General features: G+C 63.5%; 14 protein-coding genes. 6 read left to right on the plus strand and 8 right to left on the minus strand.

Annotation, left to right across the window (positions count from 1 at the left end; genetic code table 11):
* The 6 genes from HV823_RS09820 to HV823_RS09845 all read left to right on the plus strand — a co-directional run bounded on the left by HV823_RS09820 (position 1) and on the right by HV823_RS09845 (position 8,659).
* On the plus strand, positions 1-885 hold the full coding sequence (locus HV823_RS09820; protein ID WP_176949543.1) for an ABC transporter permease: 885 nt from the start codon (positions 1-3) through the stop codon (positions 883-885).
* Entirely contained in the window at positions 882-1,751 is an 870-nt protein-coding gene (locus tag HV823_RS09825; RefSeq protein WP_176949544.1) for an ABC transporter permease, read from the plus strand. The genes HV823_RS09820 and HV823_RS09825 overlap by 4 nt, the downstream gene beginning before the upstream one ends.
* A gap of 28 nt (positions 1,752-1,779) precedes the next feature.
* A complete protein-coding gene (locus HV823_RS09830; protein WP_176949545.1) occupies positions 1,780-2,772 on the plus strand; it encodes an ABC transporter substrate-binding protein in 993 nt (330 codons plus the stop codon).
* A 329-nt stretch (positions 2,773-3,101) separates the two neighbouring features.
* On the plus strand, positions 3,102-4,301 hold the full coding sequence (locus HV823_RS09835) for an efflux RND transporter periplasmic adaptor subunit (RefSeq protein WP_176949546.1): 1,200 nt from the start codon (positions 3,102-3,104) through the stop codon (positions 4,299-4,301).
* Positions 4,302-4,456: 155 nt separating this feature from the next.
* Positions 4,457-7,771: an efflux RND transporter permease subunit gene (locus HV823_RS09840; RefSeq protein WP_176949547.1), complete on the plus strand. Its 3,315-nt coding sequence runs from the start codon at positions 4,457-4,459 to the stop codon at positions 7,769-7,771.
* Positions 7,772-7,984: 213 nt separating this feature from the next.
* On the plus strand, positions 7,985-8,659 hold the full coding sequence (locus tag HV823_RS09845; protein WP_176949548.1) for a Crp/Fnr family transcriptional regulator: 675 nt from the start codon (positions 7,985-7,987) through the stop codon (positions 8,657-8,659).
* 60 nt (positions 8,660-8,719) lie between these two features.
* On the opposite strand, the gene HV823_RS09850 is transcribed toward HV823_RS09845, so the two are convergent.
* The 8 genes from HV823_RS09850 to livM form a co-directional block, all read right to left on the minus strand.
* Positions 8,720-9,520, minus strand: coding sequence for a GGDEF domain-containing protein (locus tag HV823_RS09850; RefSeq protein WP_176949549.1), 801 nt, complete (start codon positions 9,518-9,520; stop codon positions 8,720-8,722).
* Positions 9,521-9,745: 225 nt separating this feature from the next.
* Positions 9,746-10,060 (minus strand): hypothetical protein, encoded by a 315-nt coding sequence (locus tag HV823_RS09855; RefSeq protein ID WP_176949753.1) that lies wholly within the window; start codon positions 10,058-10,060, stop codon positions 9,746-9,748.
* Positions 10,061-10,431: 371 nt separating this feature from the next.
* On the minus strand, positions 10,432-11,403 hold the full coding sequence (locus tag HV823_RS09860) for a 2-hydroxyacid dehydrogenase (RefSeq protein ID WP_176949550.1): 972 nt from the start codon (positions 11,401-11,403) through the stop codon (positions 10,432-10,434).
* A gap of 113 nt (positions 11,404-11,516) precedes the next feature.
* Positions 11,517-12,635 carry a branched-chain amino acid ABC transporter substrate-binding protein gene (locus HV823_RS09865; protein WP_176949551.1) on the minus strand — a complete coding sequence of 373 codons (1,119 nt, stop codon included), beginning with the start codon at positions 12,633-12,635 and terminating at the stop codon, positions 11,517-11,519.
* Between the two features lie 120 nt (positions 12,636-12,755).
* Entirely contained in the window at positions 12,756-13,100 is a 345-nt protein-coding gene (locus HV823_RS09870; RefSeq protein WP_176949552.1) for a DUF6867 family protein, read from the minus strand.
* A gap of 102 nt (positions 13,101-13,202) precedes the next feature.
* On the minus strand, positions 13,203-13,928 hold the full coding sequence (locus tag HV823_RS09875) for an ABC transporter ATP-binding protein (RefSeq protein ID WP_097140657.1): 726 nt from the start codon (positions 13,926-13,928) through the stop codon (positions 13,203-13,205).
* A complete protein-coding gene (locus HV823_RS09880; protein ID WP_176949553.1) occupies positions 13,928-14,824 on the minus strand; it encodes an ABC transporter ATP-binding protein in 897 nt (298 codons plus the stop codon). The genes HV823_RS09875 and HV823_RS09880 overlap by 1 nt, the downstream gene beginning before the upstream one ends.
* Positions 14,824-16,215 (minus strand): high-affinity branched-chain amino acid ABC transporter permease LivM, encoded by a 1,392-nt coding sequence (livM, locus tag HV823_RS09885; protein WP_176949554.1) that lies wholly within the window; start codon positions 16,213-16,215, stop codon positions 14,824-14,826. Before livM ends, HV823_RS09880 begins: the two co-directional genes overlap by 1 nt.

The following is a 16,215-nucleotide window of genomic DNA, read 5'->3' on the forward strand; positions in this document are numbered from 1 at the left end:
ATGGAAAGGGAAAGCTTCCTCAGGGACCGGCTCATCCCGATCGGCACGGTGATCGTGGCCATCGTCGCCATCTGGTACGTCGCCGTTATCTTCCTCAACGCCCCGTTCGAACGCGACACCGCTGCGAGAAACGGCGAGACGATCACGTTTGCCGAAATCGTGCCAAAAACCATGGCGCAGGAACGCCCGGTCCTGCCGGCGCCGCACCAGGTCGCAGCCGAGCTTTGGGACACCACCGTCAACAAGGCGGTCACCTCCAAGCGCAGCCTCGTCTATCATGCCTGGGTGACGCTGTCGGCCACCCTCCTCGGCTTCGCCATGGGGACCGTGCTCGGCATCCTGCTGGCGATCGGCATCGTCCACAACCGGGCGATGGACCGCTCGCTGATGCCCTGGGTGATCGCAAGCCAGACGATCCCGATCCTGGCGATCGCGCCGATGATCATCGTCGTCCTCAACGCCATCGGCCTTTCCGGCCTTTTGCCGAAGGCGCTGATCTCCACCTATCTCAGCTTCTTCCCCGTCGTCGTCGGCATGGTGAAGGGACTGCGCAGCCCCGAGCAGATCCAGCTCGACCTGATGCACACCTATAACGCCTCGTCCGCGCAGACCTTCTGGAAACTGCGCTGGCCCTCCTCCATGCCCTATCTCTTCACCTCGCTGAAAGTGGCCGTGGCGATCTCGCTCGTCGGCGCCATCGTCGGCGAGCTGCCGACCGGCGCGGTCGCGGGCCTGGGCGCGCGGCTGCTCGCCGGATCCTACTACGGCCAGACGGTGCAGATCTGGGCGGCGCTGTTCATGGCGGCCGGGGTGGCGGCACTGCTCGTCGTCATCGTCGGCCTCGCCCATTCGGCCGTGCTCAGGCGAATGGGGGCGCGCGCATGAACACCATCTCCCTTCTCTCCGCGGTGGCGTTCTGGCTTGCCGCCTGGGCCTTCAACGAGTGGCTCGTCCGGCAAAGGTTCGACAACCCCATTGCCCGCCACGCCGCCGGCATCGCCGTGCCGCTGCTCTTCGGCATCACCATCCTCGTGCTGTGGGAAGGGATCGTGCGCGGCTTCGCCGTCCCCTCCGTGCTGCTGCCGGCGCCGAGCGCGATCTGGCAGCGGCTGATCACCTCGCTGCCGACGCTATGGGCGGATTTCCGGCAGACATTCCTCAAATCGGTGATCACCGGCTATGTGCTCGGCTGCGGTTCGGGCTTTATCGTGGCCCTGCTGATCGACCGTTCGCCCTTCCTGCAGAAGGGGCTGCTACCGCTCGGCAACTTCGTCTCGGCCCTGCCGGTGATCGGCGTCGCGCCGATCATGGTGATGTGGTTCGGCTTCGACTGGCAGTCGAAGGTGGCCGTCGTCGTCATCATGACCTTCTTCCCGATGCTGGTGAACACGGTGGCCGGTCTCGCTGCGGCGAGCCACATGGAGCGCGACCTGATGCGCACCTATGCGGCAAGCTGGTGGCAGACGCTCGTCAAGCTGCGCCTTCCGGCCGCCTGGCCTTTCATCTTCAACGCTCTCAAGATCAACTCCACGCTGGCGCTGATCGGCGCCATCGTCGCCGAGTTCTTCGGAACGCCCATTGTCGGCATGGGCTTCCGGATCTCCACCGAAGTGGGGCGCATGAACGTCGACATGGTCTGGGCCGAGATCGCGGTCGCCGCGCTCGCCGGCTCCGTCTTCTACGGGGTAGTTGCGCTTGTGGAGCGCACCGTCACCTTCTGGCATCCGTCTGTCCGCGGTGGGCAGGCGTAACAAAGCAAACGATAATGAGGGAACCGCTATGAAAAGAACGATCGCATCGCTTTTGATGGCAAGCGCCTTTTCGCTCGCCGCCTTCCAGGCCGGCGCAGCCGACAAGGTCGCCTTGCAGTTGAAGTGGGTGACCCAGTCCCAGTTCGCCGGCTACTACGTGGCCAAGGACAAGGGCTTCTACGAGGAGGAAGGTCTTGACGTCGAGATAAAGCCGGGCGGCCCCGATATCGCCCCCGCCCAGGTGATCGCCGGCGGCGGCGCCGACGTGATCGTCGACTGGATGCCCTCCGCACTCGCCACCCGCGAAAAGGGCGTTCCCCTGGTCAACATCGCCCAGCCCTTCAAGAAATCCGGCATGATGCTGACCTGCCTGAAGGAATCCGGCGTCAAGGGACCGGAGGACTTCAAGGGCAAGACGCTCGGCGTCTGGTTCTTCGGAAACGAATATCCGTTCCTTTCGTGGATGAGCCACCTGAAGATCCCGACCGATGGCGGACCTGATGGCGTGACCGTGCTCAAGCAGGGCTTCAACGTCGACCCGCTGATCCAGAAGCAGGCTGCCTGCATTTCCACCATGACCTACAACGAGTACTGGCAGGTGATCGACGCCGGCATCAAGCCGGACGACCTCGTGACCTTCAAGTATGAAGACCAGGGTGTCGCGACCCTCGAGGACGGCCTGTACGTGCTGGAGGACAAGCTGAAGGATCCGGCCTTCAAGGAGAAGATGGTCAAGTTCGTCCGCGCTTCGATGAAGGGCTGGAAATGGGCCGAGGAGAACCCGGACGCGGCAGCGGACATCGTTCTGGAAAATGATGCCACCGGCGCGCAGACCGAAGCGCACCAGAAGCGCATGATGGGCGAGGTCGCCAAGCTGACGGCCGGCTCCAACGGCGCGCTCGACGAGGCGGACTACAAGCGCACCGTCGCCTCGCTGCTTGCCGGCGGCTCCGACCCGGTCATCTCCAAGGAGCCCGAGGGCGCCTGGACGCACGCGGTCACCGACGAGGCTCTGAAGTAGTCCGGAGCCTGAAAATGACCGAAGCGGATGCGCGGCAAACCCTGTCGCGCATTCGCATTTGAGGGGCGGATGCGCGTCAAGATAGCACACCGCGATCTGTTGCGCGCCGACCACGCCTCGTGTAAATATTGAGGCACCATTTTGTTTCAGGCTTGTATGCCGAACGGCACCCCATTACATGAGCCTTGCTTGGTAGAGGTTCGGCGACAGCGCTCGGAACGAGTGTACGCAACCGTTCCGTCTCCAGCCTGGGAAGGAATGCGCGCCCGGCAGAATTGATGGCGGCAGCGGCGCGGCTCGTGAATCATTTTTTACATGAAGGTCGACCCATGGCGCGTGGATTGAAGTACGTACTCTGCCTCTCTGCCGCCATGGCTGCGGCAACCGCCGTCTCGCACGGCGCGTTGGCCGCCGATGCCGACCCCGTGGTGGATCAGGTGGAAAACCTTCCCGCGATCGTGGTCACGGCCGTAGAAGAGCGCACCGTCGTCGACCGCGTGATCGCCACCGGCACCATCCAGCCGGTCGAAGAGATCTATGTCGCACCGCTCGTCGATGGCCTGTCGATCCGCGCGCTCGGAGCCGACGTCGCCGACGTGGTGAAGGAAGGCGATACGCTCGCAACGCTTAACGACGATGCGCTGGTGCTGGAGAAGAGCCAGCTGGAGGCCATGCGTGCCAAGGCCGACGCTTCCGTGGCACAGATGGAGGCACAACTGATCGAGGCGAAGGCGAACGCCGAGGAGGCCGGCAAGGCGCGCGAGCGCGCCGACAGGCTCGTGACCTCCGGCGCTACCTCGCAGGCCGTGTTCGACCAGGCAACGGCCGGCGCCAAGGCCGCAATTTCCCGCGTCACGTCGGCCGAGCAGGCCATTTCCGTCTCGCAGGCGGAGATCAAGGTCATGGACGCCCAGATTGCCGATATCGACCTGAAGCTGGCCCGCACCGCCGTCAAGGCCCCGGTATCCGGCGTCGTTGCCTCTCGTACGGCCAAGATCGGTTCGATCGCCATGGGCGCTAGCCAGCCGCTCTTCTCGATCATCCGTGACGGCGAGATCGAGCTGAAGGCCGACGTATCGGAAAGCTCCATCCTCAAGCTCGCCGTCGGGCAGAAGGCCATCGTGGCGCTGGCCGGTGGCAGCGCCAGGGCGGCTGGTAGCATTCGCCTGGTCGAGCCGACGCTCAACAATGACACGCGGCTTGGGCGCGTCTACATCAAGCTCGACGAACCTGAAAAGGCGCGCGTCGGCATGTTCGCAAGTGCCGAGATCACCGTCGAGGAGAGAAAAGGTCTTGTGCTGCCCCTATCCGCAGTCACCACCTCGCGCGAGGGCACGGTTGCGCGTAAAGTGGAAGGCGGCGTCGTCAGGCTCGTGAAGATAGAGACCGGGATCCAGGACGGCCAGGTCATCGAGATCACAGGCGGCCTGCAGGCCGGCGACGAGGTCGTGGCCAAGGCCGGCGCCTATGTTCGCGACGGCGACAGGATCCGGCCCGTGAAAGCGGACGTTTCCGGGGCTGTGAAATAGCGCACCTGCCGGCAACGAAACGTTGTGCGGGAACTTGACGTGGCCATCGCCACGGCGTTTGGGAAAATTCCTGACCTGCGGGATTTTGCAGCAGGAAATGCGGCGGTCGGAACCGGGACGGTCCATGAGGCGCATGGGATGAGGACATCTGGGACATGAATTTTTCTGCTTGGTCCATTCGCAATCCGATCGCACCGCTGCTCGCGTTTTTCCTGCTGATGGTCGTCGGCCTGCAGTCGTTCTATACGCTGCCGATCACGCGCTTCCCCAATATCGACGTGCCGGTCATCGCGGTGAACGTGACGCAGAGCGGCGCGGCACCGGCCGAGCTGGAACTGCAGGTCACCAAGGAGATCGAGGACGCGGTCGCCGGCATTTCCGGCGTCAAGGACATCATGTCGACGGTGACCGACGGCAGTTCCGTCACCTCTATCCTGTTCGAGCTTGAGGTCCCGACCAACCAGGCGCTGCAGGACGTCAAGGACGCAATCGACCGCATCCGCACCGACCTGCCGGCCTCGATCGAAGAGCCTGTCGTCACCAAGATCGACGTCGAGGGCCAGGCGATTCAGACCTTTGCCGTTTCCTCGCCGAACATGACGCTGGAAGAACTGTCCTGGTTCGTGGACGATACCGTAAAGCGCGCCGTGCAGGGCCAGCCGGGCGTTGGCAAGATCGACCGCTTCGGCGGCGCGGACCGCGAAGTCCGCATCGAGCTCAATGCCGACAAGCTGGAGTCCTTCGGCATCACTGCCGCCGACGTGAACCAGCAGATGCGCAGCATGAATGCCGATGTCGGTTCCGGGCGCGGCCAGATCGCCGGCGCCGAACAGGCGATCCGCGTGCTCGGCGACGCGCGCTCGGTGGAAAAGCTCGCCTCCACGACGATCGCGCTTCCCAACGGCCGTTTCGTGCGCCTTTCCGAGCTCGGCCGGATTAACGATACCTATGAGGAGCCGCGCTCCTTCTCGCGCTTCAACGGCAATCCCGTCGTCACCTTCGCCGTCTTCCGCTCCAAGGGCGCAAGCGAAGTGACGGTCGCCGAATCCGTGGAGAGGGCTCTGGTAACGGTTCGCGAAAAGAACCCCGACGTGTCGATCAGCCTTGTCGATGATGCCGTCTACTTCACCTACGGCAACTACGAGGCGGCCCTTCACACGCTGATGGAAGGCGCGATCCTCGCCGTCATCGTCGTGCTGCTGTTCCTGCGCAACTGGCGGGCGACGCTGATTTCCGCCGTTGCGCTGCCGCTCTCGGCCATTCCCACCTTCTATGTGATGGACCTGTTGGGCTTCTCGCTCAACCTCGTCAGTTTCCTCGCAATGACGCTGGCGACCGGCATTCTCGTCGACGACGCGATCGTGGAGGTCGAAAACATCGCCCGCCACATCAAGATGGGCAAGACGCCCTACCGCGCTGCGATCGAGGCCGCAGACGAGATCGGCCTGGCGGTGATCGCGACCACCTTCACCATCATCGCGGTCTTCGTGCCGGTCTCCTTCATGCCGGGCATTGCCGGCCAGTACTTCATCCAGTTCGGGCTGACAGTCGCCGTCGCCGTCTTCTTCTCGCTGATGGTGGCGCGTCTGATCACGCCGGTCATGGCCGCCTACCTGATGCGCTCCAGCGATGCCGATGGCCATGACGAGGACAAGGAAGGCGCATTCATGCGCGGTTACACCTGGCTGGTGACCGTCACCACCCGCCACTGGTACAGCCGCTATGCCACCTTGCTGGCCGCGATCGCCTTCCTCGCAGGCTCCCTGTTGCTGCTCGCCCAGGTGCCCGGCAGCTTCATGCCGCCGGAAGACGCCTCGCGCATCGTGCTTTCCGTCGAGCTGCCGCCGGACGCCATGCTGGAGGATACCGACAGCACAACCGCGGAGATCTACGACCGCGTCAGGAACATCCCCGGCGTCGACAGCGTCTTCGTGCTCGGCGGCTCCTCGCCCAAGGGCGACCTCGAACTGCGCCGGGCTTCGATCACGGTTATACTCGACAAGCGTGATCAATCGCTGGTGAACAAGATCGTCAACGACGTGCTCGGCGGTATCCCCGTCATCGGCCAGTACCTGCCGAAACTGCCGCCTACCGGTCGCACGACGCCGCAATGGGATATCGAGAAGGAAGTCTTTGCGAGCATTCGTGACATCCCCGACGTCCGCATCATCAAGTTGAACGACCGCGGCGAACGCGACCTGTCGTTCAACCTCCTCTCCAACAGCGAGGCCGATCTCGACCGTACCGTCGCCGTGCTGGAAGCCGAGCTGCGCGCCGATCCCGTCCTGTCGAACGTCAGCTCGGAAGGCTCGCTGCCGCGGCCCGAACTGCAGATCCGGCCGCGTGACGACCGCATGGCCCGCCTCGGCATCACCACCGCGCAGATTGCCGAGGTCGTCCGCGTGGCGACGATCGGCGACATCGATTCGCAGCTCAGCAAGATGTCGCTGGACGACCGGCTGATCCCGATCCGGGTCCAGCTCGATCGCGACTTCCGCGGCGATCTGGGCGCGATCCGCAACCTGAAGATCAGGACGTCGAAGGGCCAGTTCGTGCCGCTGTCGTCCGTGGCCGACATCGACTATTCGGAAGGCCCGAGCTCGATCAAGCGCCATGACCGCAACCGCGTCGTCTCGATCGGCTCCGACCTCAAGCCCGGCGTCGCGCTCGACACCGCAACCGCCCGCTTCAGGGAGATCGCCCGCAGCATCGACATGCCCGATACGGTGCAGTTCCTCGAGAGCGGCGACGCAGAGGTTCAGGCGGAGATGCAGCAGAGTTTTGGCAACGCCATGCTGCTGGGGCTGCTGCTGGTGCTGATGGTGCTCATCCTGCTGTTCAAGGACGTCATCCAGCCGTTCACCATCCTGTTCTCGCTACCGCTTGCGATCGGCGGCGTGGCGGCGGGCCTGATCCTGACACAGAACGCTTTGTCCATGCCCGTGCTGATCGGCATCCTGATGCTGATGGGCATCGTCACCAAGAATGCGATCCTGCTCGTGGATTTCGCAATCGAGATGATGCATCGCGGCATGGAGCGCACCCAGGCGATGATCGAGGCCGGCCGCAAGCGCGCCCGCCCGATCATCATGACCTCGATCGCCATGTCCGCCGGCATGCTGCCATCCGCGCTCGGGGTCGGCGAAGGGGGTACCTTCCGCGCGCCCATGGCGATTGCGGTGATCGGCGGCATCATCGTGTCGACCGTTTTGTCGCTCGTCGTCGTGCCGTCGTTCTTCCTGATCATGGACGATCTCTCGCGCTTGCTGGCGTGGATCTTCGGCCGCTTCGTCGGCAGGAAGGACGAGGAAACCGCACCGCTCGACAACGAGGCACTGACCGAGGCTACGGCAAAGACGACCGAGGATCTGGAAGCCATTGAAGGAAGGGTTTCGGCACTGGAGAAGCAGGGCGACCGCGGAAAGAAGCCGCTGAGCGTGGTCCATCATTCGGCGCTTGCCGCAGAATAGCAAAAAGCGAAGCAGGGCATCTTCGAGCCGGGCGTCGCAAGCGCCCGGCTTTTGCTTATGAAGCATTGCGAATATGGGCTGCGACCATTTGACCGAAATCAACGTGGACCGCACCATTTCTCCTTAACCTTTACCCATGCACCGGGCAGCCGCCTCTCTTGAAGAGGCACGGCCCCGCAAGGACAATGGGAAGGGCGTGAAGCAATGAACAGGATGACGAGACCGAACGCCTGGGAGCGCGAGACCCTGGGATGCCTGCCGCTGCTGACAGCGCTGGATTTGGACACCGTGGCGGCGATGCTAGAATTCGCCATCATTCGCTCGGTCGGTCCGCGGCAGATGCTGTTCCGCGAGGGAGATCCGGCCGAGACACTCGTCTGCGTGCTGAGCGGCTACGTCCGCACCTTCCATCTCTCCCCGCAGGGACGGGAAGTGGATCTCCTGATCCACGAGCCCGGCGACGTGATCGGCAGCAGCGTCTGCCTGGACCGCCAGACCTACTGCGTCAATGCGCAGGCGACCGATAGCGTCAAGGTCGCGCAGTTCGACCTGCAGCGCATTCGCGAGCTGGCTGCAAGAAAGCCGGACCTGGCCCTCGCCCTGGCATCTGCGCTCTCCGGTCAGTTCGCCAGCAGCCTCTCCATGCTCGCAGATGACCGCCTGCACACCGCCCCGCAGCGTGTGGCGCATTATCTCAAGAAGCAGTGCCCGCAGGGTGCCCGCAATGTCAGCTTCCGCCTCCCCTACCAGAAGAACCTGCTGGCCGGGCAACTGGGTTTGGCGCCGGAAGCCCTTTCGCGCGCCTTCTCCTATCTGCGGCGCCATGGCGTCAGCGTGCGCGGGCGTCTGGTACAGGTCAACGATCCCGAGGTCCTGCAGTCGATCTGAGACAGCGAAACAGGCCTGAAGCGTCGGGAACGAATCTGCGAGAATGCGGCCTGCCTCGCGTCAGGAGACCGGCTTTGCGTGCTTGTCGAAGGCGTAGACGACGCTGTCGCTGGCGGCGTTGCGCGCGTGCTCTATCGCCCGGCGTGCACTCTCCAGGCTGTCCGAAGCCTGGACGTTGGGCGAAATCCGCGCCATTCCGGCAAGCATCGTCACCCGCAGTTCCCCGCTATCGGTCGTAATCGACCGGCCTGATACGGAGCGACGGACCTCTTCGACCAGAAGGATGCAGTCGTCGGCGTTCGCTCCGTCGACCGTCACGACGAATTCGCCGGCCGCCAGGCGTCCAATCTGATGTGGTGCATGGAACATGCGCGAAAGCTCCTCCGTCGCCACGCGCAGGATGGCGTTCGCGGCATCCGCCCCATGGCGGACGGAAAGAAACGGGAAATGCGCGACCTGGAACAGCACGACGAAACCGGGGCTGGCAGCGGCCTCGATCGCGGCCACAACCGTCTCCGGCTGCATGACGTCGGAGATGGTATCCTCGAGGCTGTCGCGCCGAAGCCGGGCGCGCGCATGCTTCAACGCGCCAAGGCCGATCCCTGCCATGGCCGCCAGCAGCCCGGCGACGCTGGCCGCAATGATGATCGACGGCGTGATGCCGAGTGCTGCCGGGCCCGGTTCAAGCATCGGCAACAGTCGGAACGGCGCGTGCAGTGCACTCAGCACAAGATGGACGCCGATCGCGATCGCCGCAGCCACAAGGAAACTGTAGGGCAGGATCGTCGCAAGATCCGCCCTGGCCGGCGCGTGCCGGTGCGTGCGCAATCCCTCCTCCGACAGCGATACGTCCCGAAACATTACAGTCTCCGCACTTTCATGCAGAGAACATAATTGGGTGGAATTCATGCCGCCCTAATCGCAATGTTAAAAATCGACCGATCCGCCCGTATTGTGCCAAGACAGCACCATAGATTGCAAGCTGTCAGATTTCGAGACGCGAAAAGCCGCCCCCGAAACGCTCTATGGCGACCGGTATCGAGCCATTGCATGCCGGGTGCTGTTTTTGGCTGAGGTCGAATACCGTCAATAGGCCCGTGGCGGCACGAACAGGCAGATGGTCCGCCCATGCTCTCCGCCGGCGACCGAACACCAGTGAAATTCGCCGTCCGGAGATGGACGCACGCGCGCGTCCCGGTAAGGCACGACCTCGCCGGTGCCGTTGATGACGAAGCCTTCCGGGCGCTCGCTTATCGCCTTGGTCGCGACGGGCCGGCAGTCCTGCATCGAGCAGCAGGAATAGGGATAGCTCCAGCCACTCGGCGCATCATGCGCGCGGGCCGGAATGGCGGTCGCCTGGATCGCGCATGAAACGCTGACAACCAGTAAAAACGGCCGCAGCAATGCGGCAGCAGCAGCAACAGATCGCGGATTTCCTTCACTTGCAGCTGGATGAGGCATAAAAATCTCCATTCGGGATCATGGCCTTCGCCTTTCCCGCCCTGGAGCGCTCTTCCCTATACGGCACGCGATCAAATGAGCCCCGAACGCGGAGCGGCGCCGGGTAAATACCCGGATCCGGTTCATATCCCGGTGCGTCCTGCCCCTGACCCGCCGACGCGCCAGCCTGCCTTGAACCCGGATGGTGGCCCGATTCCCGCCGGCGCGCAAGCGATAGCCCTCGCAGCATCCGCGAGGGAAAACGCATATTTTCCGGAACTGCGGCATTTGCGCCATGCGCGCCAAAGCCGCAACCGCCGGGGTTCCGTGCGTCAGGCCACCCGGTCCGGCGGTTCCCGCCCGTCGAAGAAGGCGGTCACGTTGTCGACCACCTTCATGCCCATGGCGATGCGTGTCTCGGCAGTCGCGCTGCCGAGATGCGGCAGCAGCACGACATTGTCCATGCCCCGGAGCGCATCGGGCACATGCGGCTCGGCCGCATAGACATCCAGGCCCGCACCGGCGATGCGGCGCTCCGAAAGTGCTGCGGCAAGAGCGGCCTCGCCGACCACGTCGCCGCGGGCGGTGTTGATCAGAAAGGCGGACTGCTTCATGGCTTGCAGCCGCGCGGCATTGATGAGGTTGCTGTTTTCCCCGCCACCGGGGCAGTGCAGCGACACAAAGTCCGCCACCGAAAGAACCTCCTCGACGCTCTCCATCTGGCGGGCGCCATAGCGCGCCGCCTCGGCAGGATCGACAGGGGAGCGGTTGTAGAACACCACGTCCATGTCGAACCCGAAGTGGCAGCGCTTCGCCATCGCCTTGCCGATCCGCCCGAAACCGATGATGCCGAGCGTCTTGCCGGTGACCTTCGTGCCGATCATGTGCGTCGGGCGCCAGCCGGACCACGCACCTGCCCGCACCTCCCGCTCGCCCTCGCCCGCACGGCGCGCGACCGAGAGAAGCAGCGTCATGGCGATATCCGCGGTGCAATCGGTCAGCACGCCCGGCGTATTGGTGACGACGATGCCCTTGCCCGCAGCCGCGGCGACATCGATGTGATTGTAGCCCACCCCGTAGTTGCCGATGATTCCTGCCCGCAACGTGCCCTGATCGAACAACGCCGCCGGCAGCCTGTCCGATACCGTCGGAAGCACGGCGTCGTACGTCGCCAGCGCTGCTGCGAGCGCGACCTGATCCATCGGCCGGTCATCGGCGTTCAACGTCGTGTCGAACCGCTCCGCAAGGGCCGCTTCCACGGCGGCCGGCCATCTTCTCGTCAGCAAGATACGTGGTTTGGTCATCCGTTCCTCCAACTCTGCCCAACACCAGACACGAAAAGAGCCCGGACGCAAGCGCCGGGCTCAATATTGAACCGGTTCGGGCGGCCCGAAGGCCGCCCTTTCCGCCGGAACGACTACTCGTTCTGGAAGTAGCTGAACTTGCCGTCGTCACCCTTCTTCCAGGTGTACATGACGTAGTCCGGACGGGTGATGTCGCCCTTTTCGTCGAAGCCGAGTTCGCCGATGGCGGTCTTGAACGGACCCTTGGCCTTGATGGCTTCGGCGACAGCCTGCGGATCGGTGCCGCCCGCAGCCTTGGCACCGTCAGCGATGACCTGGACGGCAGCATAGGCATAGAGCGTGTAGGCTTCCGGCTCGAAGCCCGACGCGCGGAACTTCTCGACCAGCTCGACTGCGGCCGGGTTTTTGCGCGGGTCCGGAGCGAACGTCATCAGCGTACCGTCGACGGCGTCGCCGGCGATCGAGGCCAGTTCGTTCGAAACGATGCCATCGCCCGACATCACCGTTGCGTTCAGGCCCTGGTCCTTCATCTGGCGCATGATCAGGCCGGCTTCGGTGTGCAGGCCGCCGTAGTAGACGATTGAGACGCCGGCTTCCTTCATCTTGGCGATGAGGGCCGAGAAGTCCTTGTCGCCCGCGTTGATGCCTTCATAGATGGCTTCGGTGACGCCGGCTTCGTTCATTCCCTTCTTGGTTTCGTCGGCAAGGCCCTGGCCATACGGGGTCTTGTCGTGGATGACGGCAACCTTGGCGTCCTTGAAGTTCGCGGCGATGAAGGCGCCGGCCACGGCACCCTGCTGGTCGTCACGGCCGCAGGTACGGAAGGTGTTCCACAGACCACGCTCGGTGTAGGTCGGGTTGGTCGAGGCCGGTGAAATCTGCAGGATGCCGTTTTCGGCATAGATTTCCGAGGTCGGGATCGAAACGCCCGAGTTGAAGTGACCGACGACAAACTTCACCCCGTCAGCGACGAACTTGTTGGCGACCGAAACGCCCTGCTTCGGGTCGGAAACGTCGTCGCCGAGCACGATCTTGATCTGCTCGCCATTGACGCCGCCGGCTGCATTGATGTCGGCAGCGGCCTGTTCGGCACCCTTCTGCAACTGCGCGCCGAATGCGGCGTTCGGGCCGGTCAGCGGACCGCCGACGCCGATCAGGATGTCGGCCCATGCATTGCCGCTGAACGCGACCATTGCAGCCAAAGCAACAGCCGACAAGAGAGACTTCTTCATTTCGTAACTCCCAAGATTTTAAGGCAGGTAGGCTTTTTTAACCGATCGCAATACCCACCGTCATTGCGCCGGTGTCTTCTTTCCAGCACGGCGCCAGCACGCCGGGCGTGGGGTTCCCTCTTATTTGGCTTTCCAGGAGAAGGGCGAAACCTTCTCGTAGAGCCAGTAGTAGTTATTGGTCATCTGCCTGGTGCGGTAGAAGCGATAACCGGCCGTAGCAAACAACAAAAGCACCGCGGTGTCCACGAAATAGTACTGCAAAGTCAGCATGCTACCGTTGAACAGCGCGTGGTGGATGAAGCGGATGGCCGCCCCCAGCAACAACACGTAGAGGACGAGCGTCCTGTAGTTCTGCCAGTTTTCCGCAACGCTCTTTCCCGTCCGCCAAGCGGTCCATCCGCCCATGATGACGGTGACGAAAAGAAACTGGAGGAAAGACGGCTCCTCGTAGAGAATTCCCTGCATCTCACATACTCCTCTACAGCGCCGCGCGTCTTTGGAGACGCGCAAAGGTCGCTGTAACGCATCGGTTCTGCCCATGGTCCCGAGGGACCGTGCGCCCCGTCCTCAATGCCGCCCGCCTTCGAGATAGGCGGCGCGCACTTCCGGATTGGCCAACAGCTCCTTGCCCGAACCGCTCATCGTGACCCGGCCGTTGACCATGACGTAGCCGCGGTCCGACAGCTTGAGCGCCGCAAAAGCGTTTTGCTCGACGAGGAATACGGTCAGCCCCTGCTCCTTGTTCAAGACCTTGATGGCGTCGAAGATCTGCTTGACGATCAGCGGCGCCAGGCCGAGCGAAGGCTCGTCCAGCAGCAGAAGCTTCGGCCGGGCCATCAGCGCGCGGCCGATCGACAGCATCTGCTGCTCGCCGCCCGAAAGCGTGCCGCCGCGCTGCGCCTGACGCTCCTTCAAACGCGGGAACAGCGTGAAGATCTTCTCCACGTCCTCGTCGAAGTACTTCAGCTTGTCGAGGCTGGCCCCCATCTGGAGGTTTTCATAGACCGTCATGCGTGGGAAGATGCGGCGGCCTTCCGGCGACTGGGCGATACGCAGCCGGGCGATCTCGTGCGTCGGCAGCCGGGTGATGTCCTGCCCGTCGAAGGTGACAGTACCGGTGCGCGCCTGCGGGCTGCCGCAGATCGTCATCATCAGGGTCGACTTGCCCGCGCCGTTCGCGCCGATCAGGCTGACAATCTCGCCGCGGTTCACTTCCACGTCGACGCCTGCCAGCGCACGGATGTTGCCGTAGTAGGTCTCCACGGCATGGACCTTGAGAAGGGTCTCGCTCATCAGTGCTTACCCCCCTGCCCGCCTTCGGTCTCCTGGATCTCCTCGATCTCTTCGATCACCTCTTCGACCTCTTCGTCCTCGACGCCCAGATAGGCCGCGATGACCCTCGGATCGTTCTTCACTTCCTCCGGCGTGCCGTCGGAAATCTTCTGTCCGTATTCCAGAACGATGACGTGGTCGGAGATTTCCATGACCACGGACATGTCGTGCTCGATCAGCAGGATCGAAGTGCCGGTGTCCTGGCGGATCGATCGCAGAAGTTCGTTCAGAGCCAGCGATTCACGCGGGTTCAGACCGGCGGCCGGTTCGTCCAGGCAAAGGAATTCCGGCCCCGTGCACATGGCGCGCGCGATCTCCAGCCGGCGCTGCGCGCCATAGGGAAGATCGCCGGCGGGATCGTCAGCGCGGCTCAAAAGATCCGCCTTCTCCAGCCAGTACTTTGCGATCTCGATCGACTGCTCCGTGGCGCGCCGGTAGCCGGCAAAGCCGAGCAGGCCGAGGATGGTGAAGCCGGATGCCCGCATCAGCATGTTGTGCTGTGCGACCAGCAGGTTCTCCAGCACCGTCAGGCCCGAGAACATGCGGATGTTCTGGAACGTACGCGCGACCTTGGCGTCGCGCGTGATCTCGAAGTCGGGCATGCGTTCGAGCAGGAACTTCTTGCCCGAGCGCTGCGTCATCGTGACCATGCCCATGGTCGGCTTGTAGAAGCCGGTTACGCAGTTGAAGACGGTTGTCTTGCCTGCGCCGTTCGGGCCGATGAGCGCGGTGATGTCGCCACGCCGGGCCTCGAAGGACAGGTCGTTGATCGCCATCAGCCCGCCGAAGCGCATCGACAGATGCTCGACTTTCAGGATTGGTTCGTTGGTCATCGTATTCGTCTCGAGGGCGGACATCAGCCGTGGCCCTCCTTGGTGAAGCTACCCGATACGGCCTTGCGCTCATGCAGGAAGGCGGTCGGTTCCCGGCTGCCGACGAACCCGCGCGGCTTCCAAACCATCACCACGACCATTGCGAGGCCGAAAATCAGCATGCGGTAGAGTTCCGGCGTGAAGTCCGGGCCGAAGATCGCCTTGAGGAAGGTCATCTCGCGCAGGAGCTCGGTTCCACCGACCATGACCGTTGCGGCCACGGCGATGCCGACGAGCGACCCCATGCCGCCGAGTACGACGATCGCCAGGATGATCGCGGACTCCAGGAACACGAAGGATTCCGGCGAGACGAAGCCCTGGCGGACGGCGAAGAACGAGCCGGCGAAGCCGCCGAACATCGCCCCCGTCGCAAAGGCCGTGAGCTTGGTCGTGACCGTGTTGATGCCGAGCGAACGGCAGGCGATCTCGTCCTCGCGAAGCGCTTCCCATGCACGACCGATCGGCATGCGACGCAGCCGGATGGTGACATAGGCCGTCAGCAGCGCCAGAGCCAGGATCACATAGAACAGGAAGATCTTGTAGTAGGCCGACGACATCGGCAGTTCGAACACCTTGGCAAAGTTGTTCGCCGCACCCACGTCGAACGACCAGATGCCGAAGACGCTGGCCTTGGGAATGCCGGAAATGCCGAACGTACCCTTTGTGACTTCCGTCCAGTTGATGAGGACGAGGCGGATGATCTCACCGAAGGCGAGCGTCACGATCGCCAGATAGTCCCCCTTCAGCCGAAGCACGGGGAAGCCCAGGATCATGCCCCAGAAGGCGGCAAGGATGCCGGCCAGCGGCAGCAGGATCCAGAACGAGAAGCCGAAATGCTGGGAGAGCAGTGCATAGGAATAGGCGCCGACCGCGTAGAAGGCGACATAGCCAAGATCGAGCAGGCCTGCGAGGCCGACGACGATGTTCAGACCCCAGGCCAGCATCACGTAGATAAGGATCTGGATACCGAAGTTGTCGACCCATTTCAGCGAGCCCTGGACGCCGAAGAGCGCCACCGCGACCGGCGGCATCAGCACCAGCGCAAGGATTGCAAGCTTGCTGAAATTGCGTGCAAGGAATGTCTCCGGGACATCCTTGTCCGCGACCGCGGCCTTCGCGGTCTTGCGCGCTGCGAGCCAAGGCTGGACATAGAGCACGCCGAGGAACCGGCCGGCGGCGGCGACCGCCACGAAGATGGCGAGAAGACCCCAGCGCTGGTTCAGCACCAGTTCGTTGCGGATGTTCTGCGTCGTCTCGAGGCCGACGAAGAGGAAGAACAGGCCGAAGGCGACGAGACCGGCAAAAAAGCCCTCGCGCAGAGCCCGCGCCGTCAGGGACCCGCCGGCGCTCTCCTTGGAGTAGGTTGTCGTTGCCAT

Origin of the sequence: Mycoplana rhizolycopersici, assembly GCF_013378445.1 — a bacterium.
GTDB classification, from domain to species: domain Bacteria; phylum Pseudomonadota; class Alphaproteobacteria; order Rhizobiales; family Rhizobiaceae; genus Mycoplana; species Mycoplana rhizolycopersici.